Source organism: Microbacterium alkaliflavum (assembly GCF_044325405.1).
Lineage (GTDB): Bacteria > Actinomycetota > Actinomycetes > Actinomycetales > Microbacteriaceae > Microbacterium > Microbacterium alkaliflavum.
Genome location: NZ_JBIQWL010000002.1, coordinates 693,328 through 718,133 on the forward strand (window position 1 = coordinate 693,328; position 24,806 = coordinate 718,133).

Below are 24,806 nucleotides of genomic sequence, written 5' to 3' on the forward strand. Positions count from 1 at the left end.
ATGAGCACCGCGCTGCACACCGACCGCTACGAGCTCACCATGCTGGACGCCGCTCTCCGCGACGGGACCGCCCAGCGCCGCTGCGTCTTCGAGCTGTTCGGACGGCGCCTTCCCGGTGGCCGCCGATTCGGCGTCGTCGCGGGCACGGGACGCCTGCTCACGCTTCTGCGGGACTTCCGCTTCGGCGACGACGAGCTGCGCTTCCTCCGCGACGAGCGGGTGGTGGATGCCGCGACCCTCGCCTTCCTCGAGGGCTATCGGTTCACGGGGTCGATCACGGGCTACCGCGAGGGCGAGCTGTACTTCCCGGGCTCCCCCCTCCTGACCGTCGAGGGCACCTTCGCCGAAGCCGTCATCCTGGAGACGCTCGCCCTGAGCGTCCTCAACCACGACTCCGCCGTCGCGACGGCCGCCGCCCGCATGAGCGTCGCCGCGGGAGACCGACCGCTCGCCGAGATGGGCTCACGCCGCGCCGGCGAGGAGTCGGCGGTGGCCGCCGCACGCGCGACCTACATCGCCGGGTTCGGGGCGACCTCGAACCTCGAAGCCGGCCGGCGTTGGGGCATACCCACGATGGGCACCGCGGCGCACGCGTTCACACTGCTGCACGACAGCGAGGAGGACGCCTTCCGCGCCCAGATCGCCTCGCTCGGCGTCGGAACGACGCTCCTCATCGACACGTACGACATCCGCGCGGGGGTCGAGACCGCCGTCCGGGTCGCCGGCACCGAGCTCGGCGGCGTGCGCATCGACTCGGGCGACCTGCCGATCGTGGCGGGCGAGGTGCGCGCCCTGCTCGACGAGCTCGGAGCCACCTCGACGAGGATCACGGTGACGAGCGACCTCGACGAGCACGCGATCGCGGCCCTCGCGGCGTCGCCCGTCGATGCGTACGGCGTCGGCACCTCGGTCGTGACGGGATCGGGCACGCCGACGGCCGGCATGGTCTACAAACTCGTCGCGCGGCAGGCCGCCGACGAGTCCTGGGTCGCCGTCGCCAAGACGTCCACCGACAAGGCGTCGAAGGGCGGGCGGAAGGCCGCGTTCCGCACGCTCGAGCGCGGCGTCGCGACGAGCGAGCTCATCACGATCTCCGACGGCTTCGAGGCCGTCGAGACCCAGGCGCAGCATCCCGATGCCCGCGCCCTCCAGGTGGCCCTGGTCACCGACGGCGAGATCGACGCCGCGTGCGAGGGGCCCGACGGAGTCGTCGCCGCGCGGCGGCATCACGCGATGGTGCGAGAGGAGCTGCCGGTGCGCGCCTTGGCGCTCAGCCGATCCGATCCCGCCATCCCGACGGTCTACACGGACGCCGCTCAGCCCCTGAGCGACTCGTAGATCTCCTTGCAGGTGGGGCACACCGGGAACTTCTCGGGGTCGCGCCCCGGAGTCCACTTCTTACCGCACAGCGCACGCACCGGCTTGCCGGTGAGCGCCGACTCGAGGATCTTGTCCTTCTTGACGTAGTGCGAGAAGCGCTCATGATCGCCGGGCTCGATCGACTCCTCTTGGATGAGCTCTTCGAGCTCGCGGTCGAGGGTCGCGATGCCGCCCTGGTCGGGGCCTTCGACGGGGGTGCTCATAGTCGGCCAGTCTATCCCGCGAGCCTGTGCCAGGGGCGGGTCAGGTCGACTCGATGAACTCCATGATGCGACCGCCGCGATGCGTGAAGACGGCCGATCCGATGACCACCCCCACCACGAGCACGCCCAGCCCGATGCCGATACCGCCCCACAGGGCCATGTCGGCGTATTCGATGTCGCGGGTGATCGCGAGCCACGCCCACCACAGCGCAGGCACGGTCAGCAGGAGCGCGCCGAGCATCACGACGGCCTGCGCGATCGCCCCGCCGGCGCCCGTGCGCTGCGGCTGCTGGAACGCGCTGTCGCCCGGCCGGGTCGCGGCATACGGCCACGCGACCGACGAGATGCACGACAGGCCGAGCCCCGTCAGGAACAGCGACGCGCAGACGCCGACCATCGCGGGCAGGATCGCCCAGCGCCCGTGCAGCGAGATCGACACCGGGATCGAGATGGCAAGCACCGGGACGCCGACGAGGAGGATCGGCACGAGGCGGCCGACGCGGTCGGACACGCCTCGCATGCCGCTGGTGAAGTGCATCCAGACGGCGGTCGAGTCGTAGGCGAGATCGTTGTGCGGAAGCCATCCGAGGAAGAGTGCGACCAGGGGCACCGGTACGAGCGCGACGATCTCGGGCGGCACGCCGGCGATGAGCAGGGGCACGACCGCGAGACCCGCGGCGATCGGGATGACGAGGAGGTTCGCGAGATACCGGCGGTCGCGGAACCAGTAGACGAGGCTGCGTGCCGCGACGGCGCCGCCCGGCGTGCCGGGCGCCACGCCGAACCAGCCGAGTCCACCGCGCTCCCTCGTCGAGACGGGTCGCTCCGTCGTCGTCAGCACGCGATGCACGAGCCACGCCCAGATCAGTCCCAGTACGAGGATCGTGCCGAGGGACACCAGGATGCACAGACCCGCCTGCGACGAGCCCGTCGCCACGAGCAGGGGGACGGCGACGGCGGCGCCGAGCGGCGTGCGCGCGAGCGTCGTGGCGGCCCCCGTCAATTGCGTCGGCACGACACCGCCCCACTCGAGCGAGGCGAGGAAGACGGCGACCGGCACCACGACGACGAGGATCGTGAGGGCGAACAAGCCCGACAGCTCTCGCGAGCGGCGATCGCGCAGGAACAGCGACGTCACGGCCATGCTCACGCGCGCGAGCAGCACGCACGTCACGACCTGGAGCAGGACGCCGAGCGCTGCGGCAGGCCACGGCGTGCCGTGGTCGGTCCAGACGACGGCCGTGCAGACGCAGACCGCCAGCAGCACGGCGGTCGGAACGCTCACCAAGCCGACGAGCGCCAGCACGCCTGCGAGCCGCCCCGGCGACAGCCCGAAGACGGCGAACCGGCGCGGGTCGAGCGGATCGGAGGCGCCGCCGATGAGCGGCGCGAGCGCATAGCCGAGGGTCACAGCCGAGCCCCCGAGCACCGTAACGACGAAGACCACCGATGTCGGGGCATCCCGCAGTCGCAGGATGCCCCAGCACGCCGCGAATGTCGCGGCGGCGAGGATCGCCAGTCCGAGCACGACGCGGGAGAGATGCCGTCCATCGCCCCGCAGCGTGCCGAGCAGCAGCGCGATCCTCAGTCGGAGAACGTGTGCAGCCACTCGAGACCCTCCACGTCGCTGAGGCCCCCGGCGAGCTGGATGAAACGCTGCTCGAGCGTCAGCTCGCCGCGCACCTCGTCGACTGTGCCCTCGGCGAGCACCTGGCCCGCCACCAGGACGGCGACGCGCGTGCAGACGCGCTCGACGAATTCCATGCCGTGACTGGACAGGATGACGGTCCCGCCGTGCGCGACATACGCGGAGAGGATGTCGAGGATCACGGCGCTCGACACGGGATCGACGGCCTCGAACGGCTCGTCGAGCACCAGCAGGCGCGGCGAGTGGATGAGCGCCCCAGCGAGCATGACCTTCTTGAGCATGCCCGCGGAGTAGTCGGAGACGGCGCGCCCGAGAGCGTCGGTGAGGTCGAAGGCGCGCGCGAGGTCCGCGATGCGGCTCTCGACGATCGAGGACCGCAGCCCGCGCAGCACACCGTAGTAGTAGAGAAGCTGGCGTCCCGTCAGCCGGTCGAACGTGCGCAGGCGATCGGGCAGCACGCCCATCTGCCGCTTCGCGGCGCGCCGATCGGATGCCGCATCGACGCCGCCGACCCGGATCGAGCCCTTGTCGGGACGCAGCAGACCCGCGATGAGCGAGAGGGTCGTCGTCTTGCCGGCTCCGTTCGGACCCACGAGACCGTAGAAGGTGCCGGCGGGGACGGTGAGGTCGATTCCGTCGACGGCGCGCGTCGCGCCGAACCTCTTGACGACGCCGCGCAGGACGAGCGCCGCATCGGCGTCTGACGCGAGCCGGGCCTCGTCGAGGACGACGGATGCCGCGAACGGGTCGGCGTCGTCGGGATCGACGGGCGACTCCCCGAACTCGATGGCGGATTCGGCGGGCTGCGCGGGGGCGGGAGGCGCTTCGGGCTCGGCGACGAGCACGGCTGCAGGCACCGGCACGGACTCGGGCCGGGGTTCGGGCTCGAGAGCCGCCGGTGCAGGCTCGGGCGCCGGCGCGGCAGCGGCTTCGGGTTCGGGTTCGGGTGCTGGCTCGGGTGCGACCCCAGGCTCGGCCTCGGCTTCCGGAGCGGCCACCTGCTCCGCCTCCGGCTCCACGACGGGGAGCGGAGGCTTCGGCGGGATATCGACGTCGGCCGGCGGAAGCGGGGGCTTGGGCGGCGCGATCAGGTCGACCGGGAGCGGCGGCGGGGGTCCGGGGTCGACGGGGGGCGCGGGCTTGCGCGGCCTGCGGGGCTTGCGCGGCGCCTTCTTGGCGAGCGGAACGACGCGACCCGGGGAGGCCTCGCCCGTCGCGCCATCCCGATCTTCGGGGAAGGCGTCCTGTGGCACCGGGAGAGAGGCTGTCACCGATCAAACGTACCAAGACACCGTTTCCTCGCCACTGATCCGGCGCCCCCATTGACGGAACTGTGGCGCAGAGTTATGTCACGATCCGACAACGGGGACCGGCCATTATGCACCCTCACAGTGAGGTTCGCTACCATGTAGCAGGCACGATGGAGTGTCGATTCGGTTAACCAACCGTGGACAATCGCACTTCCAGGAGCAGAACCTTGACTATTCAGACCGTCATCCTCGCGGCCGGAATGGGCTCACGCCTCGGCCGAAGCCTGCCCAAGCCCCTCACGGAGCTCGGCGACGGCCGTAGCATCATGCAGCAGCAGCACGACAACATCCGTGCCGCCTTCGGCTCCGACGCCCGCATCACGACCGTCGTCGGCTACCGTGCCGAGACCATCGTCGAGGCGTTCCCGCACGTCGACTACGTCTACAACGACCGCTACGACCAGACCAACACGTCGAAGAGCCTGCTCCGCGCGCTCAACACGACCGGCCGCAGCGGCGTGCTGTGGATGAACGGCGACGTCGTCTTCGACCCGCGCGTGCTCGGCCGTGCGATCGCGCACATCGAGCGCGACCAGTCGTTCGTGACGGTCAACACCTCCAAGGTGAGCGACGAGGAGGTCAAATACACGACCTCCCCCGAGGGCTTCATCAAGGAGCTGTCGAAGACGGTCGTGGGCGGAATCGGCGAGGCCGTGGGAATCAACTACATCTCGGCCGCCGACAAGAAGGCGTTCATCCGCCAGCTCACGCGCGTCGACGACCAGGACTACTTCGAGCGCGGCCTCGAGCTCGCCATCGTCGAAGACGGCCTGCGCCTGCAGCCGCTCGACATCTCCGACCTCTACGCCGTCGAGGTCGACTTCGCCGAAGACCTCGAGCGCGCCAACCTGTTCGTCTGAGCGGGCGCGCCGTCAAGCCCCACGCAGACTTCAGGGCGCGCTCGTAGGATCGGCCTGATGGCCGACAAGGTGCACCGCATCCACTCCCTCCCCGACGGCGCGCCGTGGGACGGCGGACTGCCGCCGGTGGGCTCCGAGGAGCATCCCACGACGATCCGCGCGCTGGACCGCGTCCTCGCGATCCAGCGACCCGTCGTGCTCGCGCATCTGCGCAGCATCCGCCTTCGGCATCCGTCGGCGACGACGACGGAGATCGTGCGGATCCTGGAGCGCCGGTATCTCACCGCCGTCACGACCGGCGGCGCCGCAGTCGGCGCGACCGCGGTCGTGCCCGGTATCGGAACAGGCATCACGCTAGCCCTGAGCGGCGTCGAGACGCTGGGCTTCCTCGAGACGACGGCCCTGTTCGCGCAGTCGGTCGCCGAAGTGCACGGCATCCCCATCGAGAACCCGGACCGGGCACGCGCGCTCGTGCTGACGCTGATGCTCGGCAAGGAGGGGGTCGACCTCGTGTCGCAGCTGGCCGGCCAGGCCGCGGGCGGGGGCGTCACACGCGACAAGTACTGGGGGGAGCTTGTCACCAAGACCATCCCCCGCGCTGCCGTCGGGCCCATGGTCGACCAGCTGAAGAAGGTCTTCATGCGCCATTTCGCCGTGCGCGGCGGCGCCTCGTGGATCGGCAAGGCGCTTCCCTTCGGCATCGGAGCGGCCGTGGGCGGTGCGGGCAACAACATCCTGGGGCGTCGCGTGCTCGTCAGTTCGCGGCGCGCCTTCGGCCTCCCGCCCATCGTGCTCCCCGCCGAGATCGAGCCGCGGCCAGGCGCCATGCGGCTCGAGTACGCCGCGGGCCGCGGCATCCGCCGTGCCGGCGGGGCTATCGTGGGCGGCGTGACACGCGGCGTGCACGCAGCGGGCACGGCCGGCCGGCGTGTCGGCGGAAGCCTGTCGCGGCGAAAGCCCGAAGAGCTCACGACGGGAGAGGAGTGACCATGGGACTGTTCACGCAGCGTCCCGAGGAAGACAACGAGGATTGGACGGGCCTCCCGTCGGAGCCCGCCCGCGAGGAGACGGCCGCGGAACGCCTCCCGGATGCGCCGCCCGCCGGCGGCGGTGCCTGGGACCTCTTCGGCGCGAGCGGATCGGTCGTGATCCCGGTGGCGCACGTCGCCGACGAGCCCGAGGACGACGACGAGCCCGTCGAGGACGCCGACTCGGACGCCGACGACCCCACGCCGTAGTCCTCGGGCCCTAACCTCGCTCTATGGACAGCACTCTGGCGTGCCTCGCGGCATGGATGCCTCGCCAGCGCTGGTACGCCGCCAAGGGCAGGCTGCCGAGCCTTCGCCTCGTGGGCCGGTGGGACCTTCCTGCCCACGACTGCACGGTGCGCACCTTCCTGGTCGCCGACGAGGGCGCCCTGCCCGTCGTGCTCTACCAGATCCCCGTCGTGGCGCGCGCGACGGCGACGGTCGACGCGCACCCCGACCATGTGATCGGCAGCCCCGAGCCCGGCACGACCTTCATCGACGGCCCGCACGACCCTGCCTACTCGTCGGCGCTCCTGCGTCTTATCGTCGAGGGCGGCGAGGCCGCGGGGCCGGGCACGTCGGTCGTCGGGCGACCCTCCCAGCGCATCCAGGACGGAGGCGAACGCTCGGCGAGCGTCCTTGCCGGCGAGCAGTCGAACACCTCGCTCATCTTCCGGCCGGGCGGCGACGGCACGCCGATCATCTGCAAGGTCTTCCGGCAGCTGCATCCCGGGCTGAACCCCGACATCGAGCTGACCACGGCGCTCGCGGCGGCAGGCTCGACGCATGTCCCGCCGGCGGTCGGAGCGATCGAGGGCCGCTGGCCCGACACGACGACCGAGGTCGGCTCTGTGACGGGGTCCCTGGCCTTCGCGCAGGAGTTCCTTCCGGGCGTGGAGGACGCCTGGCGCGTCGCGCTGCGCGCGGCGGCCGCCGGCGACGACTTCACCTCACGCGCCCACGCGCTCGGCGAGGCCACCGCCGACGTGCACGTCGCGCTCGCACGGCTCTTCCCGACACGTGCCGCGCTCCCCGACGACCGCGAGGCGACGGCCGTGACGTGGCGGCGGCGGCTCACGATCGCGATGGCCGAGGTTCCGGCCATCGCCGACCAGCGCGACGCCGTCGAGGAGGTCTACGCCAGAGCGCTCGAGGCGGAGTGGCCGCCGCTGCAGCGCATCCACGGGGACTACCACCTCGGGCAGGTGCTGCACGATGCGACCCGAGGGTGGGTGCTGCTCGACTTCGAGGGCGAGCCGCTGCGGCCGATGACCGAGCGGACGCGTCCCGATCACGCTCTTCGCGACGTCGCCGGCATGCTGCGTTCCTTCGACTACGTCGGCGGCTCGATACGCCTCGACCATCCCGACCACGCGTCGGGCGCCGTGCGCGAATGGGTGCGCGCGGCCAGGCAGGGCTTCGTCGAAGGTTACGCCGCGGTCTCGGGCGCCGACCTCGGCGTGCAGAGCGCCCTGCTGAGCGCCCTCGAGCTCGACAAGGCCGTCTACGAGGCCATCTACGAGGCGCGCAACCGCCCGACGTGGGTCGCGATCCCGCTGCGCGCCATCATGCGCCTCGTAGAGCGGCCCGCCGCGGTCGGCTGAGGTCCTCGCCTCTCGGCGCCAGTCAGCGCGCAGGGCGTGCACAACGGCGGGCTGATCGCACGACGCGCCGGCCAGGCTCGGCGTGTCGATCGGAATCCCCGCAGCTGTGCACGCCGACGATGCGCAGTGGATGCCGCGGTCGGCTGAGGGTCGATCAGGCCCGACCTACTCGTCGAGGTCGGCTTCGTCCTCTTCGTCCTCGTCGAGCTCGTCGTCTGTCGCCGAGGCGTGCCAGATCTCCCACTGGCTCATGAGCCGGCCGATGGCGGCGTGGAACCTGCGAGTCGCCGCACCTGGCGAGGCGTCCCCGAAATAGCGGTCGACCCACTCGGTCAGGCGGGCGACGGCATCCGGATCGCTCAGCACCCTCTCGGTCTGATCCACGATCGCCGGCGCGTCGGTCGCGTCGAGCCATTCGCACGCCGAGAGGTAGCCGTGCGTGTCGACGATCGCGGCGGGATCGGCGGGCCGCGTGATGAGCAGCGGCCTGCCCGCCGCGAGCCGGTCGTAGACCATCGCGGAGATGTCCACGACGGCGACGTCGGCGGCGGCCAGCTGCCAGCCCAGGTCGGGCCCGTCGTCGTAGATGTGCTCGGCGCCGGGGTCGGCGCGATTCGCCGCCGCGAGCGCTGCGATGATGCGCTGGTTGGCCGCCCCGTAGGCCGGGGCGACGACGCCCGAACGCGGATGCGGCCGGTAGATGACGCGATGGCGCCTGGTCGCGATGAGGGCGTTCACGAGCGCCTCGCCGTGCGTGACGACCGAGCCGTAGTGCGCCGACGGGCGGTCGCCCTCCCATGTCGGGGCGTACAGCACGACGGTGCGCTCATCTGGCGAATACGGGAGCGCACCCGAGTAGTGGTCGGCCTGCGGGCGCCCGATCTGGATCGTGCGCGCGTCGAGGTCGTAGTCCCACAGCACGCGCGACAGGCGCTCGCGCGCGGCATCCCCCGCGATCAGGGCGTAGTCGTACGCCTTGAACTGGTTCGTGGTCATGTACATCTTGTCGGACTCGCCGTGGTTGATGAACACATGCCACCGGCGGCCGTACCGGAACATCTGGAAGTTGCGGGTGTTCTGGTTGACGTACAGCACGACGCGGATGTCCTGCGTGGCGATGAAGCGCTCGAGGTCGCGCACGGTGGGGACGAAGGCGACGGGGGGCGCGTCCTCCGCGAGCAGCGCCTGCGCGCCCGTCGCGGAGCGGCTCAGCACGACGACGGGCCACCGCTTCGACAGCTCGGCGAGCGGTTTGTACCACTGCCGCATCTGGTACATGTTCACCGCGCCGTCGGCGAAGTAGACGGCCACCTTGTAGTGGTGAAGGGGATGCTGCGGCCGCACCGCGAGCATGCGCCGGACGTCCTGAACCGCCGTGCGACTGGCCAGGGCCTTCTTCAGGAGCGTGGTGGCGTTGCGTGCATCCGAGACCAATCCCACGCCTTCAGCCTACCGGCGGGCCCGCATGCCATGATCGACGGGTGCATTCGACAGAGCCCGGGCGGCGCAAGGACGCGCCGGTGGTCCCGAGCGGTGCGGGTGTCAGCTTCGTCATGCCCGTCCTCAACGAGAAGGGCTATCTCCGCCGCGCCGTCGAGACCGTACTGGCTCAGGAGGTCGACGGCCCGTCCGAGCTGATCCTCGCGCTCGGGCCCTCGAACGACGGCACGAACGACCTCGCGCGCGAGCTGGCCGCCCATGACCCGCGCATCGAGCTCGTCGACAACCCCGCGGCGGACATCCCGGCCGGCCTCAACCTGGCGATCCGGGCGGGCCGCTATCCGACTGTCGTGCGGGTCGACGCGCACTCCGAGCTCGAGCCCGGCTACACGCGGCGCGCGCTCGCGACCCTCGACCGCGTGCGCGCCGCCAACGTGGGCGGGGTCATGCGCGCCGACGGAAGATCTCCCTTCCAGCGCGCCGTCGCCCGCGCATACAACTCCCCCGTCGGTCTCGGCGGCGGGGCGTACCACGGCGGGACGCACGAGGGCGAGGCCGAGTCGGCTTACCTCGGCGTCATGCGCCGCGCCGTCCTCGACGAGGTGGGCCTGTTCGACGAGTCGATCCGGCGCGGCGAGGACTGGGAGCTCAATCTCCGCATCCGCCGCGCCGGCTATCGCGTGTGGTTCGACCCGTCGCTGTCGGTCACCTACTGGCCGCGCGAGAGCTGGTCGCGGCTCGCGCGCCAGTTCCACGCGACCGGGCGCTGGCGCGGCGAGCTCGTGCGACGCTTCGGCCGCGGCAACTCGCTGCGGTTCTTCGCTCCCCCCGCGCTCGTCGCGGCGCTCGCCATCAGCCTCGTCGTGGGCATCCTGCAGCTCACCGGCGTGCTTTCGGGCTGGTGGTCGGTCGCGGCATCCCTGGTCTATCTGCCCGTGATCGCGTACGTCCTCCTCATCGCGGCGTGGGCGATCGGCCCGGGCGGGGGCAAGGGCTGGCGCGACAAGCTCTGGACGGCCGCCGTGCTGCCGACGATGCACGTCTCGTGGGGTGCGGGCTTCCTCGCGGGCGTGGCCCGCGGAGCGCACGACACGGTCGACACGTCGAGGCTCGGCGACCGCAACACGCCGCTGCCCTAGGAACGGATGATCAGGCCCTGGTCGAGGATCCGGTCGACGACACGCTCGGCAGCGCGCACGACACGGCCGACACACCGCGGCTGAGCGACCTAGGAACGGATGATCAGGCCCTGGTCGAGGATCCGGTCGACGACACGCTCGGCAGCGCGGCCGTCGTCGCGGGGATTGAACTTCGCCCGCCAATCCTGGTACTTCGCGGCGAAGCGGGTGGGGTCGCCCGCCGTCAGCTCGGCGACGAGCTCCTCCTGCGTGCGCACGACGGGCCCGGGAGCATGCTCGACGAGGTCGAAGTAGAAGCCGCGCAGCTCGCCGCGGTAGTGCTCCATGTCGGGCACGAGGAAGTACATGGGCTTGCCCGTGACACTGAAGTCGAACATGACCGACGAGTAGTCCGTGACGAGCGCGTCGGCGGCCAGCAGCAGCAGCGAGGTGTCGGGGAAGCCCGTCACATCGATCACGCGGGGGCCGGCGGCATCCTTCCCCGGAAGCAGCGTGCGGGAGTGCCCGCGCACGAGCACGACGGAATCGGTGTCGGCGGCCAGTCGCACGGGGTCGACGAAGTCGACGATCTCGGACCGGTCGTCGCGCCACGTCGGCGCGTACAGCACGACCCGGTCCTCGGGGCGGATGCCGAGTGCGAGCCTCGTCGCGGCGCCGTCGCCCGTCGTGAGCACGTCGTTGCGCGGGTACCCCTCGACCCAGATGGGGCGCGTGAGGAACGCGTAGGCCTTGCCGAGGATGCGCGAGGCATAGGGATTCTGCGCGAGGAGGATGTTCCAGCGGCGCGACTCGCGCACGACGGCGGCCATCCGCCGCGGGTCGAAGCCGGGGCGGTGCAGGGCGAGCCGCTTGAGCGGCGTACCGTGCCACGTCTGCAGCACCACCTGGCCCGGCCGCCGCGAGAACCGGCGGCGCAGCCAGTCGTTGACGACGAGGAGCCGGGCGGCGCCTCGCGCGCGCCACCAGTCGGGGCTTCCCTCGACCACGGGGATCGCTCCCTCAGGCACCTGCACCGACAGGTCGACGACGCTCCAGTACCGCGTGAGCCCGGGCAGCCGACGCGCCAGCTCGCGGTCGATCGCGAGCGGATTGCAGCTCGCATTGCGGCCGTAGAAGCTCTCGAAGAACACCGCGTTCTCGAGACCGCCGGGGCGCGTCGCATAGCGGCGCTCGAGGGCGTCCTGGCCCTCGCCGGAGTCGTATGCGGGGTCGATGGGCGGGCCGACGCGCACCGTCGTGCCGTCGAACGACGCACGCAGCGTGCCGAGCTGCACGAGCGGCAGCGACGGCGCGGGCTCGATCGCGGGCGCGTCGGCGGCCGTCTCGATCACGAGGGGGTAGTCGCCGGCGGGAAGCGGCAGCTCGGCGCCGCCCCAGCGCGATGCGCGCAGCGGCAGCACGGCGCGCCAGGTCTTGCCGCGGCCGCTCAGCTGGGCCACGACGTGCGCGCGTGCACCGACGAGCTCGACGGAGGCCGGGCGCGGGCCGACGCCTGAGAGCACGAGCGAAGGGCCCGCCTCGGTCGTGAAGCGCGCGTCGGTCATCGTCGACCTCTCCTCTGGCCCAGGCCGGCCAGGATGGCACGGTACACCCTCTCGGCGTTGCCCCCGTCGCGGAACGCGTGCACACGCGCGTCGAGCGCGTGCGCGCGCTCGAGGGCGGTTGCGCGAACGGCCTCGTCGCCGAGCAGCGCATCGAGGCGCCGCGCGGCATGCGTCCAGTCGGCCGTCCAGTCGTCGCCTGCCACGTCGCCGTACGTCCCGTAGAAGCCGCGCCGCCGCGCATAGGCGGACACATCGGGCGCGAGGAAGACCACGGGAAGCGGCACGAGCGACGAGTCGAACACGAGCGACGAGTAGTCGGTCACGAGCGCGTCGAGTCCGGGCAGCACGGGGGTCACGTCGGGCACGGCGCCGCTGCCGAGGCCCCGCACGCGATCGGTCAGGACAGGCGGCCGGTACTCCCCCGCGCCGAGCGGGTGCGACCGCACGAGCAGCACGGCGTCGCGACGGGTCAGGACGTCGACGATCGCGCCCCACTCGTCATCGGACGGCACAGCCGGATCGGGCTCGCCGTCGCGCCACGTGGGCGCGTAGAGCACGAGCCGCGTCGCGGGATCGAGGGGACCGGTCACGGCGTCGACGATCGCGCGCGCGGCGGAGCGACGGCCTTCCGGGGTGCCCTGCGACAGCACATCGACGCGTGGCTCGCCGGTGACGGGCACACGGGCGTCGCTCAGGCCGAACGCCGACTCGAGGCGTCCGCGCACGAGGTGCGACGCGGCGGGCAGCACGCGGATGCGGCGCGCCGTCAGCCGGTAGGCCACACCGAGGACCCGGCGCGTGAGGAGCGACAGGATGCCGTGCCCGAGCGCAGCGGGCGGCCGCAGCGTCTCTCGGGAGTCCAGGCCGATGCGCTTGAGTGGGATGCCGTGCCACAGCTGGACGACGAACGCGCCCGGGACGGTGTAGCGGTTGACGTCGCCGAAGCCGTGCGTGACGACCACGACCCGCGCGCGGGCGGTGAGCCACAGGCCCCAGAGGGAGTGCTTCATGGCATGCGGGATGCCGCGGGCCGCGGCATCCCGTGCCTGCCGGCGGTCCCCCACGAGCCACACGGCGCGCTGACCACGGGCCTCCGCGACGTTCCAGAGCGCGAGGGCGCCGTCGGCGATCCCGACGGCGCAGCCGAACACCCATCCATCGCTCGAGCGGGGCACGACGAGGGTGAGGAGGCGTCCGGCGAGGTGCAGCGGGAGGCGGGTCAGCTTCGCCGCGTTTCCCGCGCCGAAAGAGAAGGACGCCACCCCGCGAGCCTATCGCGGGGTGGCGTCCGTTCCCTGAGCGGGGCCTACTCGCCGAGGGTGCCGAGCGTCACCTCGGCGGTCTGCGACTTGCCGTCGCGCACGTACGTGAGCGTGGCCTTGCTGCCGCCCGCGAGGGCGCGCACCTGCGCGGTGAGGTCCGTCGAGTCGGTGATCGGCACACCGTTGAATTCCGTGACGACGTCGCCCGCCTTCAGGCCTGCGGCCTCGGCCGCGCCGCCCGAGACGATCTCCTGGATGTAGGCACCCGTGATGGTCGCACCGTCGACGGATGCCGCGGGCTTGACGCTCGCGCCGAGCAGACCGTGCGTGGCCTTGCCGTCCTTGACCAGCTCGTCGCTGATGCGCTTGACGATGTCGGACGGGATCGAGAAGCCGACGCCGATGTTGCCCGACTGCCCGCCGCTGGACGAGCCCGCGGTCGCGATGGCGACGTTGACGCCGATGAGCTTGCCCTCGTCGTCGACGAGCGCGCCGCCCGAGTTGCCGGGGTTGATGGCGGCGTCGGTCTGCACGACGGCCAGCGAGATCGTCTCGGTCGCCTGCTGCTGCTGCGTCTGGCCCTGACCGAAGTCGAAGTAGAACGGACCGTTCTGACCCTGGTCGGGCGTCTGGCTCTGGTCGCCCGAGTCGCCCGAGTCGGGCGCGGCCGACGAGGCGATCTGGATCGAGCGGTTGAGGGCGCTCACGATGCCCGTCGTGACGCTGTTCGAGAGGCCGAGGGGCGCGCCGACGGCGACGGTGCCGTCGCCGACGTTGAGCTTCGACGAGTCGGCGAACTCGATCGGCGTCAGGCCCGAGGCGTCCTTGAGCTTGATGACCGCGAGGTCGTAGGTCGGGTCGGTGCCGACCACGGTGGCGTCGTACACGTGGCCGTCCGACGTCGTGACGCGCAGCGTCGCGTCGGCCGTCGCGCCGTCGAGCGTGACGACGTGCGTGTTGGTGACGACGTAGCCGTCCTTCGTGAGGATGACGCCCGAGCCGGTGCCGCCGCTCGAGCCGCTCGCGGCCTCGATCGTGACGACGCTCGGCACGACCTTGGCGGCGATCGCGGTGGTCTGGTTGACGGAGTCGGTGTTGTTGACGGTCACCGTGGTCGGGCCGGCGGCCGGGCTCGCCGCGTCGGAGGCGAAGAGGTTCGCACCGGCGAACGAGCCGCCCAGGCCCGCGGCGCCGCCGACGATGGCAGCGGCGATGATGAGGCCGACGACCTTGCCCGCGCCGCCCGACTTCTGCTTGGGCTGCGTCGTGGTCGTCCCCGTGGCGGGGGCGACCGGGGCGGTCGGCTGCGTGGCGCCGGGCCCGAACGACGACGCGTACTGCGGCTGGCCGGGGTGCTGCGGCTGACCCGGCTGCTGCGGCTGGCCGGCGTAGGTCTGCGGGCGAGGAGCGCCGTAGGGCTGCTGGGGGTAGGCGCCCGCGGGAGCCTGACCCGGGGCGTGCCAGCCCGCGGCCTGCGGCGACGGCGGGAGGTAGCCGACGTGCTGCTGCGGCTGGGGCGCCATCGGCGGCTGGGGCGCGGCGGGCTGCTGCGGCGCCACCGGGCTCTGCGCGGCGGGCTGCTGCGGTGCGGCCGGCTGCTGCGGCGGGACGGGCGCCTGAGGCGCCTGAGCGGCAGGGGTCTGCGCGGGCGGAGCAGGCGGGGTGGGAACGGCGTTCTCGGGGGTCTGGTCGGCGGGGCGGTCGCCCGTGGTGTCGCTCATGATTGCTCCTTCTGGACAAGCAATTTCACTCTGGCGGGCAATTCTGTGCATTGCCTATGGCCCCGTTGGGACGACACTATGCGAGTAGCGTGAACCGGATGCGAGACATTCCCGGCGCCTGGCGGCGCGCCGCTGCCGGTGCGGGACTCATCGGGCCGGATGGTGTAGCACGCCCTACCATCTTCGCCGAGATGAGCGCCCTCGCGGCGCAGACGGGCGCCCTCAATCTCGGTCAGGGCTTCCCCGACGAGGACGGCCCTGACGAGGTGCTGGAGGCCGCCCGCTCGGCCATCTCTCGCGGGGTCAACCAGTATCCGCCGGGGCGTGGCATCCCGGATCTGCTCTCCGCCGTCGCGGAGCACCAGCATCGCTTCTACGGGCTCACGCTCGACCCGGCGCGCGAGGTGCTCGTCACGGCGGGCGCGACCGAAGCGCTCGCGGCGACACTGCTCGCCCTCGTGGACGGGCCCGATGACGAAGTGGTGGTCTTCGAGCCTCACTACGACTCCTACGCCGCCGTCGTCGCGCTGTCGGGCGCGCGGCTGGTCACGGTGCCGCTGCGGTGGCCCGACTTCCAGCCGGATCTCGATCGGCTTCGGGATGCCGTCACCGATCGCACGCGCATCATCCTCCTCAACGACCCGCACAATCCCACGGGCGCGGTCTTCGACGCCGAGGTGCGCCGCGAGATCGTCGCGCTGGCCGAGCGGCACGATGCCTTCATCGTGACCGACGAAGTGTACGAGCACCTCGTGTTCGGTGAGCCGCATGTGCCGATCGCGACGCTGCCCGGCGCCTGGGACCGCACGGTCTCTCTCTCGTCGGGCGGCAAGACGTTCTCCACGACGGGCTGGAAGATCGGCTGGGCGACCGGTCCGGCCGATCTCATCGACGCGGTGCTCGCGGTCAAGCAGTGGCTCACCTACGTGAACGGCGCCCCCTTCCAGCCCGCGATCGCGGCGGGCCTGCGCTTGCCCGACGCTTACTTCGCGGGTGTCGCCGACGCGCTCCGCGCAAAGCGCGACCTCCTCGGCGAAGGCCTGCGGGCCGCGGGCTTCGAGGTATCGGTGCCCTCGGGCTCCTACTTCACCGTGGTGGATGCCGCTCCCCTGGGTGCGACGGATGCCGCCGAATTCTGCCGCGCGCTCCCGCACCGCGCCGGGGTCGTGGCGATCCCCCTCACGGCGTTCGCGTCGCCCGAGCGGAGGGCGCAGTACGCGACGCTCGTCCGATTCGCCGCGTGCAAACGCGTCGAGGTGCTCCAGGAGGCGGCATCCCGACTCTCCTCGCTCGCGCGCTGAGGTCTCAGCCTCGCGGCGTGACGCGCAGGCGCCGCAACGCCAGAGCCGGGTTGACGCGCCGCACGCGCTCGACAGCCTCGGAATCGAGATGCGCCACCGCGACGTCCGTCGCGGTGCCCACCGAGGCGAGCTGCACCCCCTGCGGATCGACGACCATCGAGTTGCCGACGCCGAGGGGCGGCGGATGGTCGGCGGCGGCGACGAAGACGGTGTTCTCGATCGCCCGGGCGTGGATCAGGGTCGACCAGTGGTTCTCCTTGAGGGGGCCGCGCACCCATTCGGCGGGCACGAGGAAGACGTCCGCGCCCGCGTCGACGAGCAGCCGGCCCACTTCGGGGAATCGCAGGTCGTAGCACGTCATGAGGCCGAAGCGTAGGCCGCCCAGCTCGAACGTCTCGGGCTGTCCGAGCTCGCCCGGCTCGACCCAGTCGGACTCGCGCTGCCCGAAGGCGTCGTAGAGGTGCAGCTTGCGATAGCGCGCGACGACGCCCGTCCCATCCACCGCGACGACCGTGTTGCGCACGCGCCGCGCGTCGCCGGCTCGCTCGAGCAGCCCCGCCACGACGACGACGTCGTGCTCGGTCGCGAGGGCCGTGAGCGCCCGGGTGAAGGGTCCGTCGACCTCCTGAGCGTGCGCGGCCAGCGACTCGTCGAAAGGGTCGACGAAGTAGCTGGAGTACTCGGGCAGCACGACGACGCGGGCGCCGCGGCGGGAGGCCGTCTCGACGAGCCGCGCGATGAGCTCGATGTTGGCGGCCGCATCCGCCGTGGGCGCGAATTGCGCGACGGCCAGGCCGAATCCGGTCATTGCCCGTCCTCCTCTCGCCGGCGACGCATGAGGAACGGGGTGATGAGCCACAGGATCACGATGACGATCGCGAGCACGACCGCGACGAAGGTCGAGGCGGCGTCACCCACGACGACGTCGAAGATGAACGCGACGACGCCGACCGTGAGCAGACCGACCGTCGCGAGCGCCGTGATGAGCGCCGCGTGCCCGAAGGAGACGACGCGGCGCTTCAACCGGCGCTGGAAGAGCATGCGGTGCAGCGCGACGGGCGAGAGCGCGACGATGGCGCTCAGCGCCGCGAGCACCACGAGGAAGAGGTAGAACGTCCGCTGGCCCGAATCGAGCTTGTCGAAGCCCGACTGGAAGGCGATCGCGAGGAGGAAGCCCGTGAGGATCTGCGTGCCGGTCTGCAGCACGCGGAACTCCTGAAGCACCTCTCCCCAGTTGCGGTCGGCGCGCTCGTTCGGCGTCTCGTCACGGCCGTCGCGGAACTCGTCGCGAGGGTCCAGGTCGGGGTCCGGAGACATGTCTCAACCTTGCCTGCGCGACCCCCGTCGGGCAACCTGATCCGGCCGCGTTCAAGACCATGAGAAAGCCGTGATAGGCTTTCTCATGTGCCGCGGGGTGGAGCAGCTCGGTAGCTCGCTGGGCTCATAACCCAGAGGTCGCAGGTTCAAATCCTGTCCCCGCAACAAAGAGGAGAAGGCCCCGCGAAGCGGGGCCTTCTTCCATTTCCCGTGCTTGATCGGGCGCTTCATCACATCTTCAGGCGTCGCCGTAGAAGATCTGATGCACGGATCCGTCTGCGTTGAGCAGATGGAGCTCGAGGCTGACCGTGATCTCGGGGTCGAGGAATCCCACTTCGTAGGGCCACTCCTGAGTCCCGACGTCGGAGGCGGTCTGCGGGACCAGGGTCAGCACGCCACCGGCGGTCTGCGCGGTTCCCTGCTCCTGTGAGATGAGCGCGCACTCGGTCGTCGACCGGCACTCCGAGAACGTGTACCGGTAATGCCCGTCGGCGGTGAACCGATAGATCTCCCACAGAGCCTGGGACCCCGTGCTGTCGAGCCAGGAGCTCACTCGCCACTCGCCCACGAGTGCGGGATCGAGCGGCTGCAGGATCGGCGGCGCGACGGGCTGCGTGGTCGGCCCGTCGCCGGTTTCCGCCGGGGAAGGCCCGGGGGGATCGGTCCGCGGAATCCCAGGCGCACAGGCCGGCAGCATGAGCGCCAGCATGAGCGCGCCGACGGCGAGGCCGATCCGAGAGGTGTTCATGGCGACTCCGATGCGCGAGGGGTCTGAGGACCCGATGGTCCGGAGACGCAGTCTCCGGTTCCCTCATATGGAGGAGCCGGGCCGCCCGACTGATACACCGTGGCCGCGGTTGCCGCGTTCGCCTCACTGGGACGGGTCGAGCGCCTCGCTCAGCTCCAGCAGGAAGCGCGTGACCACGACGAGCTCCCGGTCGTCGAACCCCTCCGCGACGCCGCGCATCGCACGCAGCCGCTCGCCGAAATGCCGGTAGAACTCGTCGCGCGAGGCCTGCGTGAGCACGACGACGCGCGCGCGGCGATCGCTCGGGTGCGCGCGGCGCTCCAGATGGCCCGACGCCGTGAGGCGGTCGAGGAGCTTGGTCGTCGAGGCCGTCGAGATGCGGAGGTGATCGGCGAGGTCGTGCGGACTGACGACCTCGCCGCGCTGCTCGCGCATGATGAGCATCCGGAGGGCCGCGACGTCCGTCGCGTTCATGTCCATGTCGCCCTTCATGCCGCTGTGCATGCGGTCCATGGCGTCGCCGAGCGCACGGATGGCCCTGAGCACGTCCATGACGGCATGGTCACGATCCGTTTCGGGAACCCATCGCTGGGACATGTGGACACCCCCTCCGTCCCGTTGTAACATCGAGACCACTATATTGCTAGCTAAACTAGCGAATCTGGAGGATTCATGACCGACACCGATCACGTCGTCCTCCTCGACGATGACGGCCGCGAGATCGGCACAGCTCTCAAGAGCAGCGTGCACGGCACCGAGACGGCCCTCCACCTGGCATTCTCCTGCCACGTCGTCAATGACGACGGTCAGGTGCTCGTGACGCGCCGCGCGCTCGGCAAGACGACGTGGCCAGGCGTGTGGAGCAACTCCTTCTGCGGACATCCTCGTCCCGCAGAGCCGGTCCTCGCGGCCGTGCACCGCCGGGCCGACTACGAGCTCGGCATCACCCTCACCGACATCGAGCTCGCCCTCCCCCTCTTCCGCTACCGGGCGACGGATGTCAACGGCATCGTCGAGCACGAGCTGTGCCCCGTCTACACGGCGCGCACGCACGAGGAGCCGGTCCTCAATCCGCTGGAGGTCGTCGAGGCCCAGTGGGTCGACCCGGTCGACCTCGCGGCATCCCTCGAGGCGACGCCCTGGGCGTTCAGCCCGTGGCTCGTGCTGCAGGCGGAGCAGCTGCACCTCTTCGACCGCTCTCGACCGCACGAACGGCGCCGCGCATCATGATCGCGCTGGCCCCGGCCCCTGCAGCCGCGATCGACGATGCGATCGACGACGCGGTGGGCCGGATCCGCGCGCGCTCGCTGACCCTCGGCGGCGGATTCCCGACGCTCGGCGATGCCATCGCGCGCGCCTCGGCGGGAGGCAAGCGGTTCCGGCCGGCCCTCGTCGCCGCATCCTTCCAGGCGTTCGGCGGCGACCCCGAGACCGCCCCGGCGCTCTTCCCCGTCGCGGCGGCGTTCGAGCTGCTCCACACGGCGTTCGTCGTGCACGACGACGTCATCGACCACGACACCGTGCGCCGCGGCATCCCGAATGTCGGCGGCGAGTTCCGGGAACGGGCGCGCTCGCGCGGGGCGGATGCCTCCGGAGCGGCGCTGCTGGGCGACGCGGCGGCGATCCTCGCCGGCGACCTGCTGCTGCACGAGGCCTGCCGGCTCGTCGCCCTCGCCGACGTCGGGCCCGACCGCCGTGCCGCCCTCCTGGCACTCCTGGACGACGCCGTGTTCGTCTCTGCGGCGGGCGAGCTCGCCGATGTCGAGCACTCCGTGTCGGTCGACTGGGCCGACCACGACGCGCTCCTCGAGGCGGCGCACGACAAGACCGCCGTCTACTCCTTCACCGCGCCGCTGTGCGCGGGCGCAGTGCTCGCGGGGGCGGATGCCGCCGCCCTCGCGACGCTCCAGCGCGCCGGCGGTCGCCTCGGTCTCGCGTTCCAGCTCGTCGACGATCTGATCGGCGCGTTCGGCTCGTCCGAGCAGGCGGGCCGCGAGACGGGCGGCGATCTGCGCGAGGCCAAGCGCACTCCCCTGGTCGCGCTCGCGCGCGACTCCGGCGCCTGGTCCCGCGTCAACGACGCGCTCGCGGTCGCGCACACTGGCCCCGTCGCCGTGCGCGAGGCGCAGCGCGCGCTCGACGAGAGCGGCGCGCGCCTGCGCCTGCTCGCGGTCATCACCGGCACGCTCGCCGAGGCCCGCGACGCCGCCGAAGACCCGTCGCTTCCGCCCGCCGCGCGCCGGCTCGTCGAGGAGCTCGTCGCCGCCGTCTCGGAGCGCGTGCCGTGAGCCGGCGCACCGACGAGCAGCCGACGGGCCTCGCCCTCTACGACAGGACGGCACGGGATGCCGCGACCGCCGTCATCACCGCGTACTCCACGTCGTTCGCCCTCGCGTGCCGCATGCTGGGGCCGCGCGTGCGCCCGCACGTGCGGAGCGTCTACGCCCTCGCGCGCATCGCCGACGAGGTCGTGGACGGGCCGGCCGCCGACGCCGGCCTCGACGCGGCGGCGGAGCGCTTCGTGCTCGACGAGCTCGAGGCGGAGACGCTCGCGGCCGTCGAACGCGGCTTCAGCGCCAACCTGGTCGTGCACGCCTTCGCCCGCACGGCCCGCGAGTGCGGCATCGGCGCCGATCTCATCCGCCCGTTCTTCGCCTCGATGCGCACCGACATCACGACCTCGACGCACGACGGCGCCTCGCACGACGCCTATGTGTACGGGTCGGCTGAGGTCATCGGACTCATGTGCCTGCAGACGTTCGTCAACGCCGGCGCCACCAGGCCGACCCAGCCCGATCGCGACCTCGTCGACGGCGCCCGCAGGCTCGGCGCCGCCTTCCAGGACGTCAACTTCCTCCGCGACCTCGACCACGACGCCGCGGCGCTCGGCCGCGACTACCTCGGCGCGTCGAGCCGCGAAGAAGTGCTCGCCCGCATCGACGCCGACCTCACGGCCGCGGCGGCAGTCATCCCCCGACTCCCCACGGACTGCCGCCGCGCCGTGACCGCGGCCCACGACCTCTTCGCGGCGCTCGCCGATCGTCTGCGCCGCGACGCCGCCCCCGCCGCCCGGGTGCGCGTGCCGGACGGTGTCAAGGCGGCCCTCGCCGCGCGCGCCTGGCTGGGCTTCGCCCCGCGGAGCGTTCGAGCATGAGCCCTGCACGCACGGCCCGGCGCGATCCGGGCACGGTCGCCGTCGTCGGCGGAGGGATCGCGGGGCTCGCGACGGCGGCCCTCCTCGCGGCCGACGGCTGGCAGGCGACGGTCTTCGAGGCCCGCGGCGAGGTCGGCGGGCGGGCGGGCTCGTGGGAGCGCGACGGCTTCCGCTTCGACACAGGCCCGAGCTGGTACCTCATGCCCGAGGTGTTCGAGCACTTCTTCCGCCTGCTCGGCACGACGGCGGCCGACGAGCTCGATCTCGTGCGCCTCGACCCCGCCTATCGGCTCTACACGGAGGGCGACCCGACGCCGCTCGACGTCGTCTCGGGGAGGGATGCCGCGACCGCCCTCTTCGAACGCGTCGAGCCCGGCGCGGGCGCCGCCCTCGACGCCTACCTCGATTCCGCCGCCGACGCGTACGACCTCGCCGTCTCGCGCTTCCTGTACGACCCGTATGAGACGACGGCCGGGCTGCGCGACCCCGCACTGCTGCGGCGTCTCCCGCGGCTCGCCCCGCTGCTGACCCGCACCCTCGCGAGCCACATCGAGCGCCGCTTCGACGATCCCCGCCTGCGGCAGATCCTCGGCTACCCGGCGGTCTTCCTCGGCGGCTCACCGTACGGCGTGCCGAGCCTCTACCACCTCATGAGCCACCTCGACCTCGACGAGGGCGTGCTCTACCCGCGCGGCGGGTTCGCGGAGGTGATCGCGGCCGTGGAGCGTCTCGCCCGTGCGCGCGGCGCCGTCGTGGAGACCGGCGCGGAGGTCGCCGGGATCGCGACGGCGGACGGGGTGGCCACGGGCGTCCGACTCGCCGACGGGCGCACGATCGAGGCCGACCTCGTCGTCTCGACCGCCGACCTGCACCACACCGAGACGGCCCTCCTCCCCCGCGACCTGCAGACCTACCCGGAGGAGTGGTGGGCCTCCCGCACGCCGAGCCCTGGTGCGCTGCTCGTCCTGCTGGGCGTGCGTGGGAAGCTCCCGCAGCTCGCCCACCACACGCTGCTTTTCACGCAGGACTGGCGCGCGAACTTCGAGCGCATCTTCGGGCGGAGCCCCGGCATCCCGCACCCCGCGTCGCTGTATGTGTGCCGCCCCAGCGCGTCCGACCCGACCGTCGCCCCCGAGGGCGACGAGAATCTCTTCGTGCTCGTACCCGTGCCCGCCGATCCCTCGCTCGGCCGCGGCGGTGAGGACGGAGACGGCGACCCGCGCATCGAGAAGGCCGCCGACGCCGTGATCGCGCAGCTCGCACAGTGGTGCGGCATCCCCGACCTCGCGGACCGCATCGCCGTGCGCCGCACGATCGCACCCGGAGATTTCGAGCACGACCTGCACGCATGGCGCGGCAACGCGCTCGGGCTCGCGCACACGCTGGGTCAGAGCGCCGTCTTCCGGCCGCGCAACGCCTCCAAGCGCGTCGACGGGCTGCTCTACGCGGGCGCGTCGACGCTGCCCGGCATCGGACTGCCGATGTGCCTCATCTCGGCGGAGCTCGTGGTCAAGCGCCTGCGCGGAGACCGCTCACCGGGACCCCTGCCCGAGCCCGTCGCCGCGAGGGCCTGACGTGCCCGGTGCCTACCTCGCCGCGATCGTCGTGTCGCTGGCGGGCATCATGGTCCTCGATGTCCGATGGCGGCTCGCGCTGCCGGTCGCGGCGGGTCGCACCCTGGCCGCCGTGGCGATCGGCACGACGTTCTTCCTCGCGTGGGACCTCGTCGGCATCGCCGCCGGCGTGTTCGTGAAGGGCGACAGCCCCCTGCTCATCGGCATCGACCTGGCGCCCCACCTCCCCCTCGAGGAGCCCGTGTTCCTCGCGTTCCTGTGCTACCTCGGACTCGTCGCGTGGGCAGGCGCGCGCAAGGTCCAGGCGAGGCGCGCAGAAGCGCGCGGGAGCGTCCGCGAGGTGTCGCGGTGACGTACGCACTCCTCATCATCCCCTTCGCGGCCGCGACCCTCGCCGTGACGCTCGCGACGATCCCGCGCGCGGCGTTCGGCCGGCGGATGCTGGCCTCGGCCATAGCCGCCATCGTGCTGGTGGTGCTCACCGCCGTCTTCGACAACCTCATGATCGCGGCGGGCCTGTTCACCTACCCCGCCGCCCAGATCAGCGGTCTGCGCGTCGGCCTCGCCCCGCTCGAGGACTTCGCCTATCCCGTGTGCGCCGCGTTCCTCGTGCCCGGCGTCTTCGTGCTCCTGCCCGCACGGCGGCACCCGTGAGCGCGACCGAGCCCCTCCGGGCCGCAACCGTCGTGCGGCAGCTGTTCGTGGCATCGCGTCCCGTCAGCTGGATCAACACGGCCTACCCGTTCGCGGCGGCGTATCTGCTCACCACGAGGCAGATCGACGCGACGCTCATCGTCGGCACGATCTTCTTCCTCATCCCGTACAACCTCGCGATGTACGGGATCAACGACGTCTTCGACTACGAGTCCGATCTGCGCAACCCGCGCAAGGGCGGCGCGCACGGCGCCGTGCTCGACCGACGCATGCACGCCGTCACGCTGTGGGCGTCGGCGCTGTCGTGCCTGCCGTTCGTCGTCCTCCTCGTCGTCGCAGGCTCCCCCGCGTCGTGGCTCGTGCTCGCTGCGAGCCTGTTCTTCGTCGTGTTCTACAGCGCACCGCCGCTGCGGCTGAAGGAACGGCCGTTCGCCGATTCGGTGACCAGCAGCATCCACTTCTTCTCCCCCGCCGTGTACGGCCTCGTGCTCGCGGGGGCGGCGTGGACGTGGCAGCTGATCGCCGTCATCGTCGCCTTCGCCCTGTGGGGCATCGCCTCGCACGCGTTCGGTGCCGTGCAGGACGTCGTCGCGGATCGCGAGGCGGGCATCTCCTCGATCGCGACGGCCCGGGGCGCGCGCTTCACCGTCTGGTTCGCGCTCGCCTGCTACGCCGCGGCGGGAGTCGTCATGCTCGTCACGGCATGGCCGGGCCCGCTCGCGGCGCTGCTCGCTCTGCCCTATCTCGCGACGGTGTGGCCGTTCCGCGGCATCACCGATGACACCGCGGATGCCGCGACCCGCGGCTGGCGTCGATTCCTGTGGCTCAACCAGCTCACGGGCTTCGGCGTCACGCTGCTGCTCATCTGGTACTGGCTCCGGACGACCTGAGGCCGGGCGTCATCCGCCCGGCCTCAGTC

General features: G+C 71.8%; 25 protein-coding genes and 1 tRNA gene. 15 read left to right on the forward strand and 11 right to left on the reverse strand.

The features are described 5' to 3' along the window. Positions 1-1,338, forward strand: coding sequence for a nicotinate phosphoribosyltransferase (locus tag ACH3VR_RS08225; RefSeq protein WP_396640266.1), 1,338 nt, complete (start codon positions 1-3; stop codon positions 1,336-1,338). Here ACH3VR_RS08225 and ACH3VR_RS08230 read toward each other — a convergent pair. The 3 genes from ACH3VR_RS08230 to ACH3VR_RS08240 are packed head-to-tail and all read right to left on the reverse strand — an operon-like array spanning position 1,317 to position 4,502. Further along, entirely contained in the window at positions 1,317-1,583 is a 267-nt protein-coding gene (locus tag ACH3VR_RS08230; protein WP_396640267.1) for a DUF3039 domain-containing protein, read from the reverse strand. The two genes, ACH3VR_RS08225 and ACH3VR_RS08230, sit on opposite strands and share 22 nt — an antisense overlap. A gap of 40 nt (positions 1,584-1,623) precedes the next feature. After that, a complete protein-coding gene (locus ACH3VR_RS08235) occupies positions 1,624-3,192 on the reverse strand; it encodes a hypothetical protein (protein ID WP_396640268.1) in 1,569 nt (522 codons plus the stop codon). Next, entirely contained in the window at positions 3,168-4,502 is a 1,335-nt protein-coding gene (locus tag ACH3VR_RS08240; protein ID WP_396640269.1) for an ABC transporter ATP-binding protein, read from the reverse strand. The genes ACH3VR_RS08235 and ACH3VR_RS08240 overlap by 25 nt, the downstream gene beginning before the upstream one ends. A gap of 206 nt (positions 4,503-4,708) precedes the next feature. Between ACH3VR_RS08240 and ACH3VR_RS08245 the strand changes: the two genes are divergently transcribed. From ACH3VR_RS08245 to ACH3VR_RS08260, 4 genes are read left to right on the forward strand one after another with little or no spacing between them, the layout of a single operon-like run. After that, positions 4,709-5,401 carry a phosphocholine cytidylyltransferase family protein gene (locus ACH3VR_RS08245; protein ID WP_396640270.1) on the forward strand — a complete coding sequence of 231 codons (693 nt, stop codon included), beginning with the start codon at positions 4,709-4,711 and terminating at the stop codon, positions 5,399-5,401. 57 nt (positions 5,402-5,458) lie between these two features. Continuing rightward, positions 5,459-6,388 carry a hypothetical protein gene (locus ACH3VR_RS08250; protein ID WP_396640271.1) on the forward strand — a complete coding sequence of 310 codons (930 nt, stop codon included), beginning with the start codon at positions 5,459-5,461 and terminating at the stop codon, positions 6,386-6,388. A 2-nt stretch (positions 6,389-6,390) separates the two neighbouring features. Further along, positions 6,391-6,639, forward strand: a complete 249-nt coding sequence (locus tag ACH3VR_RS08255) for a hypothetical protein (protein ID WP_396640272.1) — start codon at positions 6,391-6,393, stop codon at positions 6,637-6,639. Positions 6,640-6,662: 23 nt separating this feature from the next. Further along, the gene (locus ACH3VR_RS08260) at positions 6,663-8,033 is read left to right on the forward strand and encodes a maltokinase N-terminal cap-like domain-containing protein (protein ID WP_396640273.1); all 1,371 of its coding nucleotides are present in this window, start codon (positions 6,663-6,665) and stop codon (positions 8,031-8,033) included. A gap of 165 nt (positions 8,034-8,198) precedes the next feature. Here the strand turns inward: ACH3VR_RS08260 and ACH3VR_RS08265 are convergent, their stop codons facing one another. Further along, positions 8,199-9,473 carry a CDP-glycerol glycerophosphotransferase family protein gene (locus tag ACH3VR_RS08265; RefSeq protein WP_396640274.1) on the reverse strand — a complete coding sequence of 425 codons (1,275 nt, stop codon included), beginning with the start codon at positions 9,471-9,473 and terminating at the stop codon, positions 8,199-8,201. 113 nt (positions 9,474-9,586) lie between these two features. On the opposite strand from ACH3VR_RS08265, the gene ACH3VR_RS08270 reads away from it, so the two are divergent. Then, entirely contained in the window at positions 9,587-10,612 is a 1,026-nt protein-coding gene (locus tag ACH3VR_RS08270) for a glycosyltransferase (RefSeq protein WP_396640465.1), read from the forward strand. Between the two features lie 89 nt (positions 10,613-10,701). Here the strand turns inward: ACH3VR_RS08270 and ACH3VR_RS08275 are convergent, their stop codons facing one another. The 3 genes from ACH3VR_RS08275 to ACH3VR_RS08285 are packed head-to-tail and all read right to left on the reverse strand — an operon-like array spanning position 10,702 to position 15,139. After that, a complete protein-coding gene (locus ACH3VR_RS08275) occupies positions 10,702-12,156 on the reverse strand; it encodes a CDP-glycerol glycerophosphotransferase family protein (protein WP_396640275.1) in 1,455 nt (484 codons plus the stop codon). Next, positions 12,153-13,418 carry a CDP-glycerol glycerophosphotransferase family protein gene (locus ACH3VR_RS08280; protein WP_396640276.1) on the reverse strand — a complete coding sequence of 422 codons (1,266 nt, stop codon included), beginning with the start codon at positions 13,416-13,418 and terminating at the stop codon, positions 12,153-12,155. Before ACH3VR_RS08280 ends, ACH3VR_RS08275 begins: the two co-directional genes overlap by 4 nt. A 44-nt stretch (positions 13,419-13,462) precedes the next feature. Further along, entirely contained in the window at positions 13,463-15,139 is a 1,677-nt protein-coding gene (locus tag ACH3VR_RS08285; RefSeq protein WP_396640277.1) for a S1C family serine protease, read from the reverse strand. Positions 15,140-15,237: 98 nt separating this feature from the next. On the opposite strand from ACH3VR_RS08285, the gene ACH3VR_RS08290 reads away from it, so the two are divergent. Then, the gene (locus tag ACH3VR_RS08290; protein WP_396640278.1) at positions 15,238-16,440 is read left to right on the forward strand and encodes an aminotransferase class I/II-fold pyridoxal phosphate-dependent enzyme; all 1,203 of its coding nucleotides are present in this window, start codon (positions 15,238-15,240) and stop codon (positions 16,438-16,440) included. Positions 16,441-16,444: 4 nt separating this feature from the next. On the opposite strand, the gene ACH3VR_RS08295 is transcribed toward ACH3VR_RS08290, so the two are convergent. Continuing rightward, on the reverse strand, positions 16,445-17,248 hold the full coding sequence (locus ACH3VR_RS08295) for a carbon-nitrogen hydrolase family protein (RefSeq protein WP_396640279.1): 804 nt from the start codon (positions 17,246-17,248) through the stop codon (positions 16,445-16,447). Continuing rightward, complete coding sequence (locus ACH3VR_RS08300) at positions 17,245-17,757, reverse strand: DUF6328 family protein (RefSeq protein WP_396640280.1); 513 nt, start codon at positions 17,755-17,757, stop codon at positions 17,245-17,247. Before ACH3VR_RS08300 ends, ACH3VR_RS08295 begins: the two co-directional genes overlap by 4 nt. A 91-nt stretch (positions 17,758-17,848) precedes the next feature. Between ACH3VR_RS08300 and ACH3VR_RS08305 the strand changes: the two genes are divergently transcribed. Next, a tRNA-Met gene (locus ACH3VR_RS08305) sits at positions 17,849-17,922 on the forward strand. Positions 17,923-17,995: 73 nt separating this feature from the next. On the opposite strand, the gene ACH3VR_RS08310 is transcribed toward ACH3VR_RS08305, so the two are convergent. Further along, entirely contained in the window at positions 17,996-18,505 is a 510-nt protein-coding gene (locus tag ACH3VR_RS08310) for a lipocalin-like domain-containing protein (protein ID WP_396640281.1), read from the reverse strand. A gap of 123 nt (positions 18,506-18,628) precedes the next feature. Continuing rightward, positions 18,629-19,057 carry a MarR family winged helix-turn-helix transcriptional regulator gene (locus ACH3VR_RS08315; protein ID WP_396640282.1) on the reverse strand — a complete coding sequence of 143 codons (429 nt, stop codon included), beginning with the start codon at positions 19,055-19,057 and terminating at the stop codon, positions 18,629-18,631. Positions 19,058-19,177: 120 nt separating this feature from the next. On the opposite strand from ACH3VR_RS08315, the gene idi reads away from it, so the two are divergent. The 7 genes from idi to ACH3VR_RS08350 are packed head-to-tail and all read left to right on the forward strand — an operon-like array spanning position 19,178 to position 24,777. Continuing rightward, on the forward strand, positions 19,178-19,735 hold the full coding sequence (gene idi, locus ACH3VR_RS08320; RefSeq protein ID WP_396640283.1) for an isopentenyl-diphosphate Delta-isomerase: 558 nt from the start codon (positions 19,178-19,180) through the stop codon (positions 19,733-19,735). Beyond that, entirely contained in the window at positions 19,732-20,793 is a 1,062-nt protein-coding gene (locus ACH3VR_RS08325; protein ID WP_396640284.1) for a polyprenyl synthetase family protein, read from the forward strand. The genes idi and ACH3VR_RS08325 overlap by 4 nt, the downstream gene beginning before the upstream one ends. Then, the gene (locus ACH3VR_RS08330; RefSeq protein WP_396640285.1) at positions 20,790-21,659 is read left to right on the forward strand and encodes a phytoene/squalene synthase family protein; all 870 of its coding nucleotides are present in this window, start codon (positions 20,790-20,792) and stop codon (positions 21,657-21,659) included. Before ACH3VR_RS08325 ends, ACH3VR_RS08330 begins: the two co-directional genes overlap by 4 nt. Continuing rightward, on the forward strand, positions 21,656-23,233 hold the full coding sequence (gene crtI, locus ACH3VR_RS08335; protein WP_396640286.1) for a phytoene desaturase family protein: 1,578 nt from the start codon (positions 21,656-21,658) through the stop codon (positions 23,231-23,233). Before ACH3VR_RS08330 ends, crtI begins: the two co-directional genes overlap by 4 nt. Before the next feature lies 1 nt (position 23,234). After that, positions 23,235-23,585, forward strand: a complete 351-nt coding sequence (locus ACH3VR_RS08340; RefSeq protein WP_396640287.1) for a lycopene cyclase domain-containing protein — start codon at positions 23,235-23,237, stop codon at positions 23,583-23,585. Continuing rightward, entirely contained in the window at positions 23,582-23,887 is a 306-nt protein-coding gene (locus ACH3VR_RS08345; protein WP_396640288.1) for a lycopene cyclase domain-containing protein, read from the forward strand. Before ACH3VR_RS08340 ends, ACH3VR_RS08345 begins: the two co-directional genes overlap by 4 nt. Continuing rightward, complete coding sequence (locus ACH3VR_RS08350) at positions 23,884-24,777, forward strand: prenyltransferase (protein WP_396640289.1); 894 nt, start codon at positions 23,884-23,886, stop codon at positions 24,775-24,777. Before ACH3VR_RS08345 ends, ACH3VR_RS08350 begins: the two co-directional genes overlap by 4 nt. Positions 24,778-24,806: the final 29 nt, after the last annotated feature.